This window comes from Bacillus sp. FSL R5-0576 (assembly GCF_038004765.1).
Classification (GTDB): domain Bacteria; phylum Bacillota; class Bacilli; order Bacillales; family Bacillaceae; genus Bacillus; species Bacillus subtilis.
The window spans coordinates 871828-887313 of the sequence record NZ_JBBORU010000001.1 but is presented as its reverse complement, the minus strand read 5'-3'; the positions used below and the strand labels follow the sequence as shown (position 1 = coordinate 887313).

The following is a 15486-nucleotide window of genomic DNA, read 5'->3' as shown; positions in this document are numbered from 1 at the left end:
TCGGGCAAGAAAAAATTCCCCCGGCACATTCATCTGTTTGCTTATTGGATCAGTGGGTAAACACACACCATACTACGAAAAAGGAGCGATACCAATTGAATGTAGCAGACGTGCTTTCTTCTTATCTCAGTAAGCTGCCAAACGTAATCATTGCTTTACTCGTCTTATTAATCGGCTGGGCTATTGCTAAAATCATTGAAAAAGCGGTATACAAAGGACTCAGCAAAACAAAAATCGACGACAAGCTCTTTGCTGGGAAAAAGCCTTCACGCTATTCCTCGGAAAAAGTCATAAGCAAGGTCGTTTATTTTATCGCACTGATCATCGTCTTTATTTTATTCTTTAACATTTTGCACCTGACAACAGTGGCATCGCCGTTTGTCAGTATGCTTTCGGCGATTGCAGCTGCGATCCCAAGCGTGCTGAAAGCCGGACTCATTCTGCTGTTAGGATGGGCTGCAGCCTCTGTTTTGAGCTTCCTTGTCAAAAAAATCGGGATGAAGCTGAACACGAGTGACAAACTGCGCAAGTGGAATTTGGTGTCTGAAGGAAAAGATATTCACCAGGCTGTCAATACCGCTTCACAAATTGTCTTTTATCTCGTGCTGCTTGTTTTTCTGCCAGGGGTCTTATCTTCTTTGAAAATCAGCGGCATTTCAGGTCCTTTTACAAATATGATGGAAAGCGTGCTCGCTTTTCTGCCGAAATTATTTGCAGCAGCGCTTATCGTATTAATCGGCTGGCTTGTTGCCCGCCTTGTTCGTGATATCATTACGAATTTCCTTGCAAGCATCGGCACGGAAAGATTCGCGGCACGTATGGGTTTATCAATTTACTTAAAAGATACAAGCCTTTCAGCAGTCATCGGAACAATCGCTTATGTGCTGATTATGATTCCGGTGGTTATTTCAGCGCTTGATCAGCTGGATGTCGCCGGCATTTCAAAACCGGCTGTCTCTATGCTGAATACGATTTTAAACATGCTTCCGAACATCATGATTGCCATCGTGCTTGTTTTAGCGGGTATCTGGGCAGGAAAATGGGTGAAATCCATGGTGTCCGGACTGCTTCATCGCGCAGGCTTTGATTCTGTCTTAGGGAAAATGGGCATGGAAGCCGGAACGCCTGCAAAGCTGTCCTTGTCTCAAGTTGTCGGTATGATTGCGCAAATCATTGTCATTCTGCTCTTTACAGCTGAGGCGCTTCAAATTGTTCGGCTGCACTTCCTCGTAGAAATTGCCACTGGCATCATCGCGTATCTGCCGAATGTCCTTGTCGCAGTATTTATTCTCGGACTCGGCCTTTACGCAGGAGAATTGGTGAGAAAAGTGCTCTCAAGCATGATAAAAGGCCAGGAATTCAAGTCTTTAGCGCCTATTGCTAAATATACGATTATCGCACTTGCTTTCTTTATGGCCCTGGATCAGCTTGGTGTCGCTGCGACAATCGTCAATTCCGCGTTCATCATCGTTCTTAGCGGCTTCGCACTCGCTTTCGGTTTATCCTTCGGCCTTGGCGGTAAGGATTTTGCATCACGTTATCTGTCTACATTTGAACGCAAAATGCAAAACACAGAAATCGAAAAAAACCGTAAAAACCAAAATCCGCCGAATGACATGTAAGCAAAAAACATGCACCCAGCTGGGTGCATGTTTTTTAATTCCTTTTTTTTCATTTTTCAATCGATTATGATAAGATATAGAAAATGTCTTATTCTGAGGTCTTATTATGAAGTTAACCAATTATACAGATTATTCATTAAGAGTGTTGATTTTTCTGGCTGCAGAGCGTCCCGGAGAACTTTCAAATATAAAACAGATTGCCGAAACGTATTCTATTTCAAAAAATCATCTCATGAAAGTCATATACAGGCTCGGCCAGCTCGGCTACGTAGAAACGATACGCGGACGGGGCGGCGGCATACGATTAGGCATGGAACCTGAAGACATCAACATCGGTGAAGTTGTCAGAAAAACGGAGGACGATTTTAATATTGTTGAATGTTTTGATGCGAACAAGAATCTCTGTGTTATTTCCCCGGTTTGCGGCTTAAAACATGTGCTGAATGAAGCGCTTTTGGCCTATCTTGCGGTTTTAGACAAATATACACTGCGCGACCTCGTCAAAAACAAGGAAGATATCATGAAGCTTTTAAAAATGAAGGAATAGATCCATGATTCCTTCTTTTTTTATGCCCTTTTTCCCCCTTATTGTTAAGATAATTTGGCTATTTTTATAAAAAGGCAAAACGATGAGACAAATGTGCCGATATAAAAAAGAAACAGCAAATGCAAAATCATTGGGGGAAAAAGGAGAGCTAAGATGAAAAAGAAATTAGCAGCAGGGCTGACAGCATCTGCGATTGTCGGCACAACTTTAGTAGTGACACCAGCTGAAGCAGCAACGATTAAGGTCAAAAGCGGAGATTCTTTATGGAAACTGGCCCAAACCTATAACACAAGTGTGGCGGCCCTCACATCCGCCAATCATCTTTCGACTACTGTTCTGTCGATCGGCCAGACGCTTACTATTCCAGGCAGCAAATCCAGCACTTCTTCATCTACTTCAAGCTCAACAACCAAGAAGAGCGGAAGTTCTGTTTACACAGTGAAAAGCGGAGATTCACTTTGGCTAATCGCAAATGAGTTTAAAATGACGGTGCAGGAACTGAAAAAATTAAACGGACTAAGCAGCGATTTAATTCGTGCTGGGCAGAAATTAAAGGTGTCCGGTACTGTTTCTTCAAGCTCTAGTTCCAGTAAAAAAAGCAACTCTAACAAGAGTTCAAGCTCCAGTTCAAAAAGCAGTTCTAATAAGAGTTCAAGTTCCTCATCTTCTACGGGAACATATAAGGTGCAGCTTGGAGATTCACTTTGGAAAATTGCAAACAAAGTCAATATGTCCATCGCTGAATTGAAGGTCTTGAACAACTTAAAATCAGACACCATTTACGTGAATCAGGTGTTGAAAACAAAATCAAACGGCTCTGATACGTCTTCTAAAGACACTTCATCCAAATCGAACCAAACTTCAGCAACAACTAAATATACCGTTAAAAGCGGTGATTCACTTTGGAAAATCGCAAACAACTATAACCTGACTGTACAGCAAATCCGAAATATCAACAATCTGAAATCAGATGTGCTTTACGTTGGACAAGTATTGAAGCTGACAGGTAAAGCATCTTCAGGCTCTTCATCATCGTCGTCTTCTTCGTCAAATGCAAGCTCCGGCACGACGACTACATACACGGTGAAAAGCGGTGATTCCTTATGGGTGATTGCTCAAAAATTTAATGTAACAGCTCAGCAGATTCGTGAGAAAAACAATTTAAAAACGGATGTCTTGCAGGTTGGCCAAAAGCTGGTCATTTCCGGAAAAGCTTCATCATCGTCTTCATCCGGTTCTTCAAACACCACCAGCTCAACGAGTGCGAAGATTAACACAATGATTTCGGCCGCTAAAGCGCAGCTTGGGGTTCCGTATCGCTGGGGAGGCACGACACCGTCCGGGTTTGACTGTAGCGGATTCATTTACTATGTACTGAACAAAGTCACTTCCGTATCTAGATTAACGGCAGCGGGATATTGGAACACAATGAAATCAGTTAGCCAGCCTGCTGTCGGAGATTTCGTTTTCTTTACAACATATAAAGCCGGCCCTTCCCACGTCGGAATTTACCTAGGCAACGGGGAATTCATAAATGCCAACGATTCCGGAGTTGTCATTTCCAATATGAACAACTCTTACTGGAAACAGCGCTATCTCGGTGCAAAACGATATTTCTAAAAACAGAAACTGTGCGGCCTTAACGGCTGTACAGTTTTTTATTAGAGCCTAAAGACGTTGATGCTGATCATATGATTTGTCACCGGATGAAAATAGACTTCGGCCCGAACAGAAAAAGTGTCATCTTTCTGTCTGACTGTTACCCGAAAGACATCTTTCGTCTGCTGATCATTCACCTCTGTACGCCCCATATAAGCATAATCAGAAAATGAAGCGTCCTTATATTCATCCTGAATTTTGCTCCAGGCAAGCTGTTCCCACTTTTGAACGGACTCGTTTGTGTCCGTTGAATGACCTTTTGCAGCCATTGACACGATAATCAATCCGCAAAAAAGAAGTGCGATGGTATACGGCAGAGATTTCATTTTTTCAGTCTCCTGTACCCAGAATATGTTCCCTCATAGGTTTACCAAAAGCGATATCTTCATTCAGGCATTTTGATTTTATGTCTCCCTCATATTGCTACCCCTTTACTGCCGCAGACGCCAAGTTTTGCCCCGTCAATTACAGAGGATGCGGCATAAACTAATCATGAACTTCTCACCCAAGAAAGGAGAAGCGATTCATGGATTATGCCGATTACGATAAAGCGCTTTATTACACCCATCGTTCTCAATGGGATAATTTATTAATTTTAATGGTGCGTACAGAGGACGATTTGTTGTCAAAACGAATTGAGTATTTTCTGCATGCGTATCATTTTGAACAGGATTACGCCGTTTTAGAAAAGATGCTGTATTCCCTTCTCCGTTATATTGATCATGCCACAGAGCTGACTTATGAAGATCAAATAGCCCTTCTCACATAAACAAATCCCGGCGTTTAGACGCCGGGATTTCCTGCTTTTGCGAACATGCTGAGTTCTTCAACAAGCTCTTTTAAGCTTTCCTTAATGTTTTCAGCCACTGTAGCATGTTCAACATCAATATGCACCGGATCAAGCACCAGCTGCTTCGGAATGACATTGGCGTAGACACCCCGCATCACAGTTCTCATATTGTTCAGCGCATTGATGCCGCCTTTTCCGCCTCCCGCTACTGCCAATAATGCAACGGGCTTATATTTGAATTGTTCGCTGCTTAGAAAATCCAAGGCATTTTTTAAAGCGCCGCTCATGCCGCTGTGATATTCAGGCGATAATAATACAATCGCATCCGCTTTAGAAACGCGTTGCTTAAGCTCCTGTACCTTCAACAGTTCAGATTGATCAGCTTCACCGTTAAAAATCGGCAATACAAACTCGCTTAGATCAATCAAATCCGTGTGATACAGAGCTGAAATATAGGATGCAGCAATTCTTGTTCTGCCATGTTTTCTAGGCGTGCCATTTATGACTAACATGTTCATTTTGAGATCTCTCCATTCAGATTATATTTCACTGCGAAAAGCGCTGCTTGCGTGCGATCGGCCACTTCAAGTTTTGCTAAAAGATTCGATACATGGGTTTTTACTGTTTTTTCTGAAATAAACAAGGCGGCTGCGATTTCTTTATTGCTTTTCCCGTTTGCTATTTCAGTCAGAACGTCTTTTTCCCTTCTTGTTAATTGATAGTATTTTTCTTTTTCCGGGTCGTGCTGATTTTTCATATGTGTCAGCACATGGGGCATAATAGCTGTAGAAAGCTTGTATTCGCCAGCATGCACTTGTCTTAGTGTTTTCACCAATTCCTCGGGCTCCGTATCCTTTAATTGATACGCCTTCGCGCCTGCCTGAAGCGCGGGAATGACGTGCTCCTGATCAGAGTAGCTCGTTAGCACAATGATATTCGTCTCCGGAAATTGCTGTATTGCTTTTTTAATGGCTTGAATGCCGTCCATCTCGGGCATAGACAGATCCATTAGCACAAGATCCGGCTTTGTCTCTTCGATAACACGGAGAGCTTCTATTCCAGTTGCAGCTTCTCCGACAACTTCAATATCATCCTGGGTGGCAAAGAAAAAACGCAGACCCTTCCTGACAACATGATGATCATCAGCAATGACAATTTTCATACCGCCCCTCCTTTTCGGCTTGTTAGCGGAAGCCTGATGGACAGCTTTGTTCCAGTTCCAAGCGCTGACTCAATCCAAAACTTAGCGCCGGCTTTTTCCGCCCGTTCTTTCATACCCTTGATGCCAAGTGAAGGCAGACCGGCATGCGCTTCATAGCGAAATCCTGCCCCATGATCGATTATATCCAGCTCCGCATGGCACAAAGAAGCCCTCAGACTGACATACGCCGTATCCGTTCCGGCATGCTTTTTGCAGTTATTTAAAGCTTCCTGTACGACACGCCATAGCATATGCTCCTGCTCATCAGTCAGAACAGGACAGCCTTTTTGTGTAAAAATGATCTTCAATCCAATGAGCGCACCATAGCTTTTAATGGCTTCAGCCAGCCCTTTTTCCAATCCTCCGGGGCGAAGCTGCCAAATTAACGCTTTCATTTCTGCGAGCGCGTCCTGTGATAGGTTTTGGATGAAATCAATCATCTGCTGTAAATTCTCATCTTTTGTTAGTGTCTTCGCAGCTTTGGCAGTTAAACTGACGGAAAACAGCATTTGATTGACAGAATCGTGAAGCTCCTGAGCGAGGCGGTTACGCTCCATTAAAAGAGCATTTTTTTGTTGATATTTAGAAAGCCTCATACGCTGGATTGCTGTTCCGATCTGAAAGGCGACAGACTCGAGTAAATGCAGCTCTTCCTCATCAAACATGGTTTTTCCGGCCGCCGCTACATTTAACAATCCGAATCTTCTGTCCCCGTCTTCTAAAGGCACAGTTGCATGATGCGTAATCCCTTCTGTGTCAAAACAATGCAGGTTTTCTGCTGATTCGATGCGTTTGCAGTTCATGATATTTGCAGCCTTTCTAAGCCCTCCGTTATTGAATTTCGTCAGGCAATAACACTCCCCTTCGCACATCAGCACTTTTTCCTTGCGGCTTAAAGCCGGGGGCAGATAAGCGTCGGCCGCTAACGCATAAGACCCATCTTCTTCGATCAGAAAAATCCATCCGGATTGAAGGTTTGTCAGACTCAGCAACTCTTTTAAAACCTCATCCAGTGTTGCTTTGATATCGTGCCCTTGATTTAAGGTTTCCGCAATCGTTTTCAGCGTTTTTAATTTTTCCATCCTCGTTTTGCTCACGTTTCTCACTCCGGCATTGATCTTGTATTTAAGATTATACCAGTTTTTTGTATTTCATTGCTTCACTTGTAGGATGATTTTCTTTCAGACTTTTGAATGAGAAAAAGAAAAAGCTGGATCATTTACAATGACCCAGCTCATACTTGAATTATTTTGCCGTCGACTCAACAATTTCATCAACCGTCTTCATTACATCTTCAGAAAGGGCGGCAAGACGCTGTTCACTGTCTTCCAAAGATGACCCTTTTACGGCAAAATAAAATTTCACCTTCGGCTCAGTTCCAGAAGGACGAAGACAGAACCAAGACCCGTCTTCCAGGAAGTATTTCAATACATTTGATTTTGGTAAGTCGATGGCTTCTTCTTTGTTTTCAGTCAGAAGCGTCCGTTTGCTTACAGCGTAATCTTCTGCTGTGACAACCTGTTTGCCCGCCATTTTCTGCGGCGGATTTTGTCTGAAGGAAGCAAGAATCGCTTCAATTTGCTCTGCTCCTTGTTTGCCTTTCAGCGTCAGGGATTTCAGCCCTTCACGATAGAAACCATACTCGTTAAAGAGATTGATGAGCGCCTCATACAATGACATTCCCTGTTTTTTATAGAACGCGCAAACTTCAACTGCCAAAAGCGCAGCCTGAATGGCGTCCTTATCGCGGGCAAAATCCCCGATTAAATAACCGTAGCTCTCTTCATAACCGAATTGGAAGGTATACTGGCCTGATGCCTCGTATTCCTTAATCTTTTCACCGATAAACTTAAAGCCTGTCAGCGTATCAATCGTATCAAGGCCGAATGAAGAAGCTACAGCACGGCCGATTTCACTTGTGACGATCGTTTTGAGAACAACACCGTTATCAGGCAGGATACCTTGTTTTTTCTTTTCAGAAAGCAGGTAATGAAGCAGCAGCGCTCCGGTTTGGTTTCCTGTCAGCACTGTATATTTGCCTTGATCGTTTTTCACCGCGATGCCGAGGCGGTCAGCATCAGGATCTGTCGCGATGAGAATATCTGCATTCTGCTCCTCCCCAAGCTTAATGGCATATTCGAATGCCGCATGCTCTTCCGGGTTTGGCGATGTAACAGTGGAGAAGTTTGAATCCGGCAGTTCCTGTTCTTTGACAACCGTTACATTTTTGTAGCCGAGTGCTTCAAGACCGCGTCTGACCGGTTTATTTGCAGTTCCATGCAGCGGTGTGAAAACAACCTTTACATCTACTTCTTCCGATAATTCAGGATGTACAGAAATGGACGTCAGTTTTTCTGTATAAACTTTATCAATATCTTCACCGATGATTTTGATTAAGCCTTTTTCTTTTAACTTATTTTCTTCGTCCACTGTGATCGTCAGCTCATTTTCAATCGCGTTTACCTGCTCAATGACGATGTCCGCTTCCTTTGGAGGCAGCTGGCCGCCATCATCCCCGTATACTTTGTAGCCGTTATATTCAGGCGGGTTATGGCTTGCCGTTACCACAATTCCCCCATAAGCGTTCAGCTGTCTGACAGCGAATGACAGCTCTGGCGTCGGGCGAAGCTCATCAAACACGTATGTTTGGATGCCTTGTGTCGCAAGTGTTTTTGCCGCTTCCATCGCGAACTCCGGAGATTTATGACGGGAATCATAAGCAATGACAACGCCCCGTTTTTTCGCTTCCTCACCTTGCTTCGAGATGTATGCCGCAAACCCGGCCGATGCTTTGCGCACAGTGTAAATATTCATCCGATTTGTCCCGGCGCCGATTTCCCCGCGCATTCCGCCGGTACCGAATTCAAGGTCTTTATAGAAACAGTCCTCAAGGGCCTGTTCATTCCCCTCTAATTCAATAAGGCGCTCTTTTAATTCCGGGTCTAAATGTTCTGTCTGTTTCCAGCGTTCATAGCTCTTTCTCCAAGTCATATTCGTCCTCCTATGTATCAGCTTATGCCATTATTTTATATGAAGCGGGTGCCTCTGTCACTTGATAACCTGAGATCTGGCCCTTTCTACGTAAAAAGAAATAACGGGCTGCAGACAGCCCGTTATGATTTATTGCTCAAGCGGTACGACCGCATCGTGTAAAAGCTTGTTGAGGTTTTCTGTATGTTTGTTTTTCGCCTGCTCATCCCATTGGAATCGCTCGCTCATAAAATCAATAACGGCATCTTTATATGTTCTTACCCAATTGATATCGAAAAATAAACGTCCCGTTCTGCGGACAAAGAAGTCAGCAGGGGTTGCAGTCATCTCTTCTTCTATACTGTATTCTGCCTCAGCAAGAATATGAACCGGAATGTTGCGTTTCGCGGCCTCATCTTTCAGCGCTTCTACCCGGTCAAAGACGCGATCTACGTTAGAGCCGTATCTGATCGCAAGTTGTTTTGCGTCTTTTTCTGATAAACCGGCTGCAATTCCTTCTTTTGTTTTTGCGGTAACGAAGGACATGAGATTTTTCGAACCGCCGACGTGCCCGCCAGAGATTGGCATGTTTTTCGTTTTACATGGTCCAAAATCCTTTTCGCCTTCTTCTTTTAAGCGATCACCGACAAGATCAACGATGTGCTCCGCCATTTTTCTGTATCCAGTCAATTTTCCGCCGGCAATGGTGATCAGGCCTGAGTCAGATGTCCAAATCTCGTCTTTCCGTGAAATTTCAGAAGGATCTTTGCCTTCTTCATGAATCAGCGGACGCAACCCCGCCCAGCTGGATTCGATGTCATTCGCAGTGATATTCAGTTCCGGGAACATGTAATTGATTGAATTGATGACATAATCACGATCCTCCGTTGTCATCCGCGGATGCTCCAGCGCCTCTTTGTAAACAGTGTCTGTTGTTCCCACGTATGTTTTGCCTTCACGAGGAATCGCAAATACCATCCGGCCATCAGGTGTATCGAAATATACAGCCTGTTTCAGCGGAAAGACAGACTGGTCAAATACAAGGTGAATGCCTTTTGTATGCTGCAAATGTTTCCCGTTTTTCGAATGGTCTTTTTCTCTGAGCTGATCGACCCAAGGGCCTGTAGCATTGACAATTTTTTTCGCATACACTTTATATTCTTTCTTTGTCAGCACATCTTCAATTAATACGCCGACGGCTTTGCCTTTTTCGTAAAGAAGCTCCTTCACTTTGGAGTAATTCACAGGCTCTGCCCCGAATTTCACCGCTTCCTTCATGACTTCGATGGTTAGTCTCGCATCGTCAGTGCGGTATTCCACATAGTACCCGCCGCCTTTTAAGCCGTCTTTTTTCACCAAAGGCTCTTTTTGCAGCGTTTCTTTTGCTGAAAGCATGCTTCTTCGTTCTGACTTTTTCACACCTGCAAGGAAGTCATAAACTCTTAACCCGATAGATGTTGTAAATGAACCAAATGTGCCGCCTTTATGAAACGGAAGCAGCATCCATTCCGGTGTAGTGACATGCGGGCCGTTTTCATACACAATCGCCCGCTCTTTTCCTACCTCAGCGACCATTTTCACTTCAAATTGTTTTAAATAGCGCAAGCCGCCATGTACCAGCTTCGTTGATCGGCTTGATGTTCCCGCCGCAAAGTCCTGCATTTCGCTTAGTGCGACCTTCATTCCCCTTGATGCCGCGTCAAGAGCTGTTCCGGCTCCTGTAATTCCTCCTCCGATAATAAATAGGTCATATGTTTTTTTCGTCATGTCTGTCAGCATGCGATCTCTTTCAAGACTTGAAAATTGATGTTTCATCATTACGTTTCCTCCTTGTTGTCACGGTAAATAGAAAAAGAGACCACAACAGCCAAAGTGCATGCTTACACTTTGGTGCTGTGGTCTCTCCTCATCTCAGGACCGTTCTTATTAACTTGTAACCATTATACCATAGTATTACTTTATTTGAAAGCCATAGCTGCTTTCACGGCTTTTTGCCAGCCTTTATACAGCTCATTTCGTTTTTCTTCTTCTAATTCAGGCTCAAACCGTTTATCCAGATTCCACTGGTTCGCGATTTCAGAACGGTCCTTCCAGAATCCCACAGCGATACCCGCCAAATAAGCCGCGCCAAGTGCAGTCGTTTCATTAATTTCCGGGCGCTCCACAGGAACATTCAACAGGTCTCCTTGGAACTGCATTAGGAAATTGTTTTTTACAGCTCCTCCGTCTACACGAAGCGTCTTTAATGAAATGTTTGAATCTGCTTCCATTGCGTCAAGCACATCTTTTGTCTGATAAGCCAATGACTCCAGTGTCGCACGGATAAAGTGCTCTTTTGTTGTCCCTCTTGTCAGGCCGAAAACCGAACCGCGCACATCGCTGTCCCAGTAAGGCGTTCCCAGTCCGACAAATGCTGGAACAACATACACGCCGTCAGTTGAATCCACTTTCTCTGCATAAGATTCGCTAAGCGAAGAGTCCTGAAACATTCTCAATCCGTCTCTAAGCCACTGGATGGCAGAGCCAGCGACAAAAATGCTTCCTTCTAACGCATAGTTCACTTTTCCGTCAATGCCCCAAGCAATTGTTGTCAAAAGCCCATGTTCGGACTTAATTGCTTTTTCCCCGGTATTCATCAGCATGAAACATCCTGTGCCGTATGTGTTTTTCCCCATGCCTTCTTCAAAGCATGCCTGGCCGAACAGCGCGGACTGCTGGTCGCCTGCCGCTCCAGCAATCGGGATATTTTTTCCGAAGAAGTGATAATCAACAGTCTCCGCATACACATGGGAAGACGGCTTCACTTCAGGGAGCATGGATTTCGGTACGCCTAGAATGTCGAGCAGTTCATCGTCCCATTTTAAATCGTAAATATTAAACATCAGTGTTCTTGAGGCATTGGAGTAATCGGTCACATGCGCTTTTCCGCCTGACATTTTCCAAATGAGCCATGTATCAATCGTTCCAAACAACAGCTCGCCTTTTTCCGCTTTTTCTCTTGCGCCTTCCACATTGTCTAAAATCCACTTCACCTTCGTGCCGGAGAAGTATGGATCGATTAAAAGCCCAGTTTTTTCTCTGAATTTATCATTATATCCTTTTTCACGAAGTTCCTCACAAATGCCGGACGTCTGTCTGGACTGCCAAACGATTGCATTATAGACAGGACTTCCTGTATCTTTATCCCACACAACCGTCGTCTCGCGCTGGTTCGTGATGCCGATGCCGGCAATTTGAGAAGCGCTGATTCCTGATTCAGAGATGACTGAGGCGATAACCGCGAGGACAGAGCCCCAAATTTCATTGGCATTATGCTCAACCCAGCCAGGATGCGGGAAGTATTGTGTAAATTCCTTTTGAGCAGAGTGAACGATTTTGCCTTCTTTATTAAACAGAATCGCTCTTGAACTTGTCGTCCCCTGATCTAAGGATAAAATGTACGTTTCCATAAGATGTCTCCCCTTTGATTAAATATATTTTGAATTTGATAATGTTTTAGCAGAATGTGATTTCGTATAAATATAGAGTCCTAACAATACCACAACCAATATAACGCTTACAATCCAGAAGCTGCTTGTGATGTGCCCTTTAAATGCAGCGTTGTAAAATACGCCGCCGAATGATCCGCCTAAAATCGGGCCGACTACCGGAACCCATGCGTATTTCCAGTTTGATGAGCCCTTCCCCGGAATCGGAAGAAAAGCGTGGGCGATCCGCGGACCTAAGTCACGTGCAGGATTGATAGCATAGCCGGTGGTGCCTCCCAGAGAAATACCGATTGCTACAATGAGGAAACCGACGATTAAAGGATTAAGTCCTTCTGTAAATTGATTTGCCCCAATGGCCAAGATTCCAAGCACAAGGACAAATGTCCCAATCACTTCGCTTAAAACGTTTGCAAATGTATGCGGAATGCTGGGCCCTGTTGAGAAAACACCCAGCTTGGCAGCGGGATCATCCGTTGACTTCCAGTGCGGGAGGTAATGCAGATAGATAATCACCGCACCGATGATCGCTCCGATCATTTGCGCCGCAATATAAACCGGAACCTCTTTCCAAGGAAAATCTCCTACAAATGCAAGCGCTATCGTTAGCGCCGGATTCAAATGGGCACCGCTGATGCCGCCAACCGCGTATGCCGCCATGGCAACACCCAATCCCCATCCAAATACAACAACAATCCAGCCAGACTGGAATGAAAGCGTTTTCTTTAAATTGACACCTGCACAAACACCTGCACCAAAAATGATAAGCAGCATCGTACCGATGACTTCTCCCCAAAATGCTGTCATAGCACATTCCTCCTAAAGTCACGATTAAAAAGCATGATAGAGAAGAAGAGAATAAAAAAACCACAACAAACCGCTTTACGGGTGCATAAACATTTGCCGTAAAGAGCTGCTGTGGTCTCCGAGTTCTCCATCACAATGTATTAACCTAGTGCAATTGTATCAGTGCATGAAAGCGGTGTCAATCATTTTCCGTCAAAAAGTTTTCATATTTTTTCCATAATTTGGTATTAGATGTTGTGACAGCTACAGCCCCCGCTTTCAATGCCTGCTCTACATCCTCTTCCGTACGGATGAAACCCCCGGCAAAGATGGGAATCCCTGTTTTCTCTTTTATTTCCTGAATGAGTGTCGGAACGATGCCGGGAAGCACTTCGATGAAGTCAGGCTTATGCTTGCCGATAAACTCCATGCTTTTCTCCATCGCGCTTGTATCAAGCAAAAACAGGCGCTGAATGGCATAAATTTTCTTCTGCTTCGCTTTGGCAATCACGTTCGATCTTGTGGAAATAATCCCAGCGGGCTTAATATCCTGACATATAAATTCCGCACCGTATTCGTCATGCTTAATCCCTTGAATGAGATCGACGTGCACCATCATGTTCTTTCCGTGCTTTTGCGCTTCTTTGATCACGCCCTTCAGCTGCCCGAGATGAATATCAAGAATAACACCGTAAGAGAACGAACTGCTCAAAAACTCATCAAATTGCTTCATATTGCGAATAGCCGGTAAGATCGGCTGGTTGTGAAAACTCATCATGTGCTCCTTTAATAAATCACTTTTATATTATATCGTTTGAAAGCTTTCTTTCACCGTTTTCACGATAAAGGAAAGGTCCTCTTCTGTCAGGCAAAATGGCGGCGCAAGCTGGATGACATTGTTGTAGCCGGCGACTGTATCGCCGTTTTTGCCGATGATCAGCCCTTTTTCTTTGCACGCCGCAACCACTTGGTTTACTTTGGCGGCATCAGCCGGCTCTTTAGTCAATTTGTCTTTGACGAGTTCGATTCCGATCAGTAGCCCTTTTCCTCTAACATCCCCGACTGCCGGGTGTTCTCTCAGAGCTTGAAGCTCACCTAAAAGCTTTGCTCCAAGATCGCGGGATCGCTGAATCAGCTGTTCGTCCTCCATAATTTGCAGGTTTTTCAACGCCAAGGCACAGGCAGCCGGGCTTCCGCCGAACGTGTTCACGTGGCGGAAACGGTCATAAGGAGCTTCCCCCTGATACGCTTCGAAAATGTCCCGTTTCACAGCAGTCGCTGACAATGGCAGATACGCGCTTGTGATTCCTTTTGCCATCGTAATGATATCAGGCTTCACACCGTAGTGCATAAACCCGAACGGCTCGCCGGTCCGTCCAAACCCGCAGATCACTTCATCGCAAATCAAAAGGGCTCCGTGGCGCCGGCAAATGTCCTCCACCTTTTTCATATATCCGTCCGGCGGCATTAAGATGCCTCCGCCTGTAATGATGGGCTCCATAATGACCCCGGCAATCGTTTCGCTTAATTCCCATGTCATGATGCGGTCGATTTCATTTGCGCTTTCAAGCGTGTCTGCATCATCAGGATTCCGGTATATATCTGGCGGAGCTGCATGCAGGAACCCTTGGCTCAAAGGCTCGTATTTATATTTCCGCTGCGCCTGTCCGGTAGCTGAGAGCGCTCCCAATGTATTGCCGTGGTATGCCCGATATCTTGAGATGAATTTATAACGGCTGTGGTCGCCGTTTTGCAGATGGTACTGGCGGGCAATTTTAAAAGCAGTTTCGTTTGCTTCCGATCCGCTGTTGGAAAAAAAGATAACATAATCGCCGCCAAGCCATTCATTCAGCTTTTCCGCCAGTTGGATTGCGGGTGCGTGACTTTGCATTAACGGGTAGTAAGGCAGCTCCTTTAGTTGCTCATAGGCAGCCTCCGCAAGCTCCTTTCTGCCGTAACCAATGTTGACGCACCACAAACCGGACATCGCATCCAAATAGCGGCGTCCGTCTATGTCGGTTACCCAGGCCCCCTCAGCCTTCTGGGCTATCAGGCTGTCCGCTTGATGCGCTCCCTTCATGGCATGCCACACAAATTGCTCATCTTTTTGCTTTAATACCTGATTTTGCTGAATGTTTTCCATCCCCATCATCTCCATTTCATTAGCGTTCCCTATAATGCCAATTCAATTGAAACAGACCTTCTCTTTATGTGATGTCTTGGTGATGATTTCCCTGCCTTCAATATAAAGCCAGACCGGGTCAGAGTCAATAAACCGCGTAAATAATAAAACATCCCCTTTCTCAAGAAGAAAGAGGATGCAGCTTCCAAAGCAAAACAGGCAAAGTGACAATGCTCAGCATCGTACTGATAAAGGTCGCACTCGAAACAACTTGGACAGCCATTGCAATAGCAATGGAAGCCTA

At 44.7% G+C, this 15486-nt stretch carries 14 protein-coding genes and 1 pseudogene; 4 read left to right on the top strand and 11 right to left on the bottom strand.

Annotated elements, in window-relative coordinates; all coding sequences use genetic code 11:
* Window positions 1-95: 95 nt before the first annotated feature.
* From NX903_RS04545 to lytF, 3 genes are all read left to right on the top strand, one after another.
* Window positions 96-1622 carry a mechanosensitive ion channel gene (locus tag NX903_RS04545; RefSeq protein ID WP_038829249.1) on the top strand — a complete coding sequence of 509 codons (1527 nt, stop codon included), beginning with the start codon at window positions 96-98 and terminating at the stop codon, window positions 1620-1622.
* 106 nt (window positions 1623-1728) lie between these two features.
* A complete protein-coding gene (gene nsrR, locus NX903_RS04540; RefSeq protein ID WP_014479293.1) occupies window positions 1729-2169 on the top strand; it encodes a nitric oxide-sensing transcriptional repressor NsrR in 441 nt (146 codons plus the stop codon).
* Window positions 2170-2322: 153 nt separating this feature from the next.
* Entirely contained in the window at window positions 2323-3789 is a 1467-nt protein-coding gene (gene lytF, locus NX903_RS04535) for a peptidoglycan endopeptidase LytF (protein ID WP_086343628.1), read from the top strand.
* Window positions 3790-3830: 41 nt separating this feature from the next.
* Here lytF and NX903_RS04530 read toward each other — a convergent pair whose 3' ends face one another.
* Entirely contained in the window at window positions 3831-4154 is a 324-nt protein-coding gene (locus tag NX903_RS04530; protein ID WP_024573280.1) for a YqzG/YhdC family protein, read from the bottom strand.
* Between the two features lie 200 nt (window positions 4155-4354).
* Here NX903_RS04530 and NX903_RS04525 point away from each other — a divergent pair, with 200 nt between their 5' ends.
* Complete coding sequence (locus tag NX903_RS04525; RefSeq protein WP_086343627.1) at window positions 4355-4597, top strand: YhdB family protein; 243 nt, start codon at window positions 4355-4357, stop codon at window positions 4595-4597.
* A gap of 14 nt (window positions 4598-4611) precedes the next feature.
* On the opposite strand, the gene yhdA is transcribed toward NX903_RS04525, so the two are convergent.
* From yhdA to NX903_RS20945, 10 genes and pseudogenes are all read right to left on the bottom strand, one after another.
* The gene (gene yhdA, locus NX903_RS04520; RefSeq protein ID WP_086343626.1) at window positions 4612-5136 is read right to left on the bottom strand and encodes an FMN-dependent NADPH-azoreductase; all 525 of its coding nucleotides are present in this window, start codon (window positions 5134-5136) and stop codon (window positions 4612-4614) included.
* On the bottom strand, window positions 5133-5780 hold the full coding sequence (yhcZ, locus tag NX903_RS04515; RefSeq protein WP_021479675.1) for a two-component system response regulator YhcZ: 648 nt from the start codon (window positions 5778-5780) through the stop codon (window positions 5133-5135). Before yhcZ ends, yhdA begins: the two co-directional genes overlap by 4 nt.
* Window positions 5777-6916, bottom strand: coding sequence for a two-component system sensor histidine kinase YhcY (yhcY, locus tag NX903_RS04510; protein ID WP_086343625.1), 1140 nt, complete (start codon window positions 6914-6916; stop codon window positions 5777-5779). The genes yhcZ and yhcY overlap by 4 nt, the downstream gene beginning before the upstream one ends.
* Before the next feature lie 148 nt (window positions 6917-7064).
* Window positions 7065-8810 (bottom strand): phosphoglucomutase, encoded by a 1746-nt coding sequence (gene pgcA / locus NX903_RS04505; protein WP_042977697.1) that lies wholly within the window; start codon window positions 8808-8810, stop codon window positions 7065-7067.
* Between the two features lie 129 nt (window positions 8811-8939).
* Entirely contained in the window at window positions 8940-10607 is a 1668-nt protein-coding gene (glpD, locus tag NX903_RS04500) for a glycerol-3-phosphate dehydrogenase (protein ID WP_042977694.1), read from the bottom strand.
* Window positions 10608-10747: 140 nt separating this feature from the next.
* The gene (gene glpK / locus NX903_RS04495) at window positions 10748-12238 is read right to left on the bottom strand and encodes a glycerol kinase GlpK (protein ID WP_003233384.1); all 1491 of its coding nucleotides are present in this window, start codon (window positions 12236-12238) and stop codon (window positions 10748-10750) included.
* Window positions 12239-12256: 18 nt separating this feature from the next.
* Window positions 12257-13081: a glycerol uptake facilitator protein GlpF gene (gene glpF, locus NX903_RS04490; RefSeq protein WP_086343624.1), complete on the bottom strand. Its 825-nt coding sequence runs from the start codon at window positions 13079-13081 to the stop codon at window positions 12257-12259.
* 178 nt (window positions 13082-13259) lie between these two features.
* Window positions 13260-13838 carry a glycerol uptake operon antiterminator GlpP gene (gene glpP, locus NX903_RS04485; RefSeq protein WP_080332325.1) on the bottom strand — a complete coding sequence of 193 codons (579 nt, stop codon included), beginning with the start codon at window positions 13836-13838 and terminating at the stop codon, window positions 13260-13262.
* Between the two features lie 27 nt (window positions 13839-13865).
* Window positions 13866-15218, bottom strand: a complete 1353-nt coding sequence (locus NX903_RS04480; RefSeq protein WP_086343623.1) for an aspartate aminotransferase family protein — start codon at window positions 15216-15218, stop codon at window positions 13866-13868.
* A 145-nt stretch (window positions 15219-15363) separates the two neighbouring features.
* Window positions 15364-15465 (bottom strand): annotated as a pseudogene (locus NX903_RS20945) (AEC family transporter); the annotation flags it as partial.
* Between the last annotated feature and the right edge of the window lie 21 nt (window positions 15466-15486).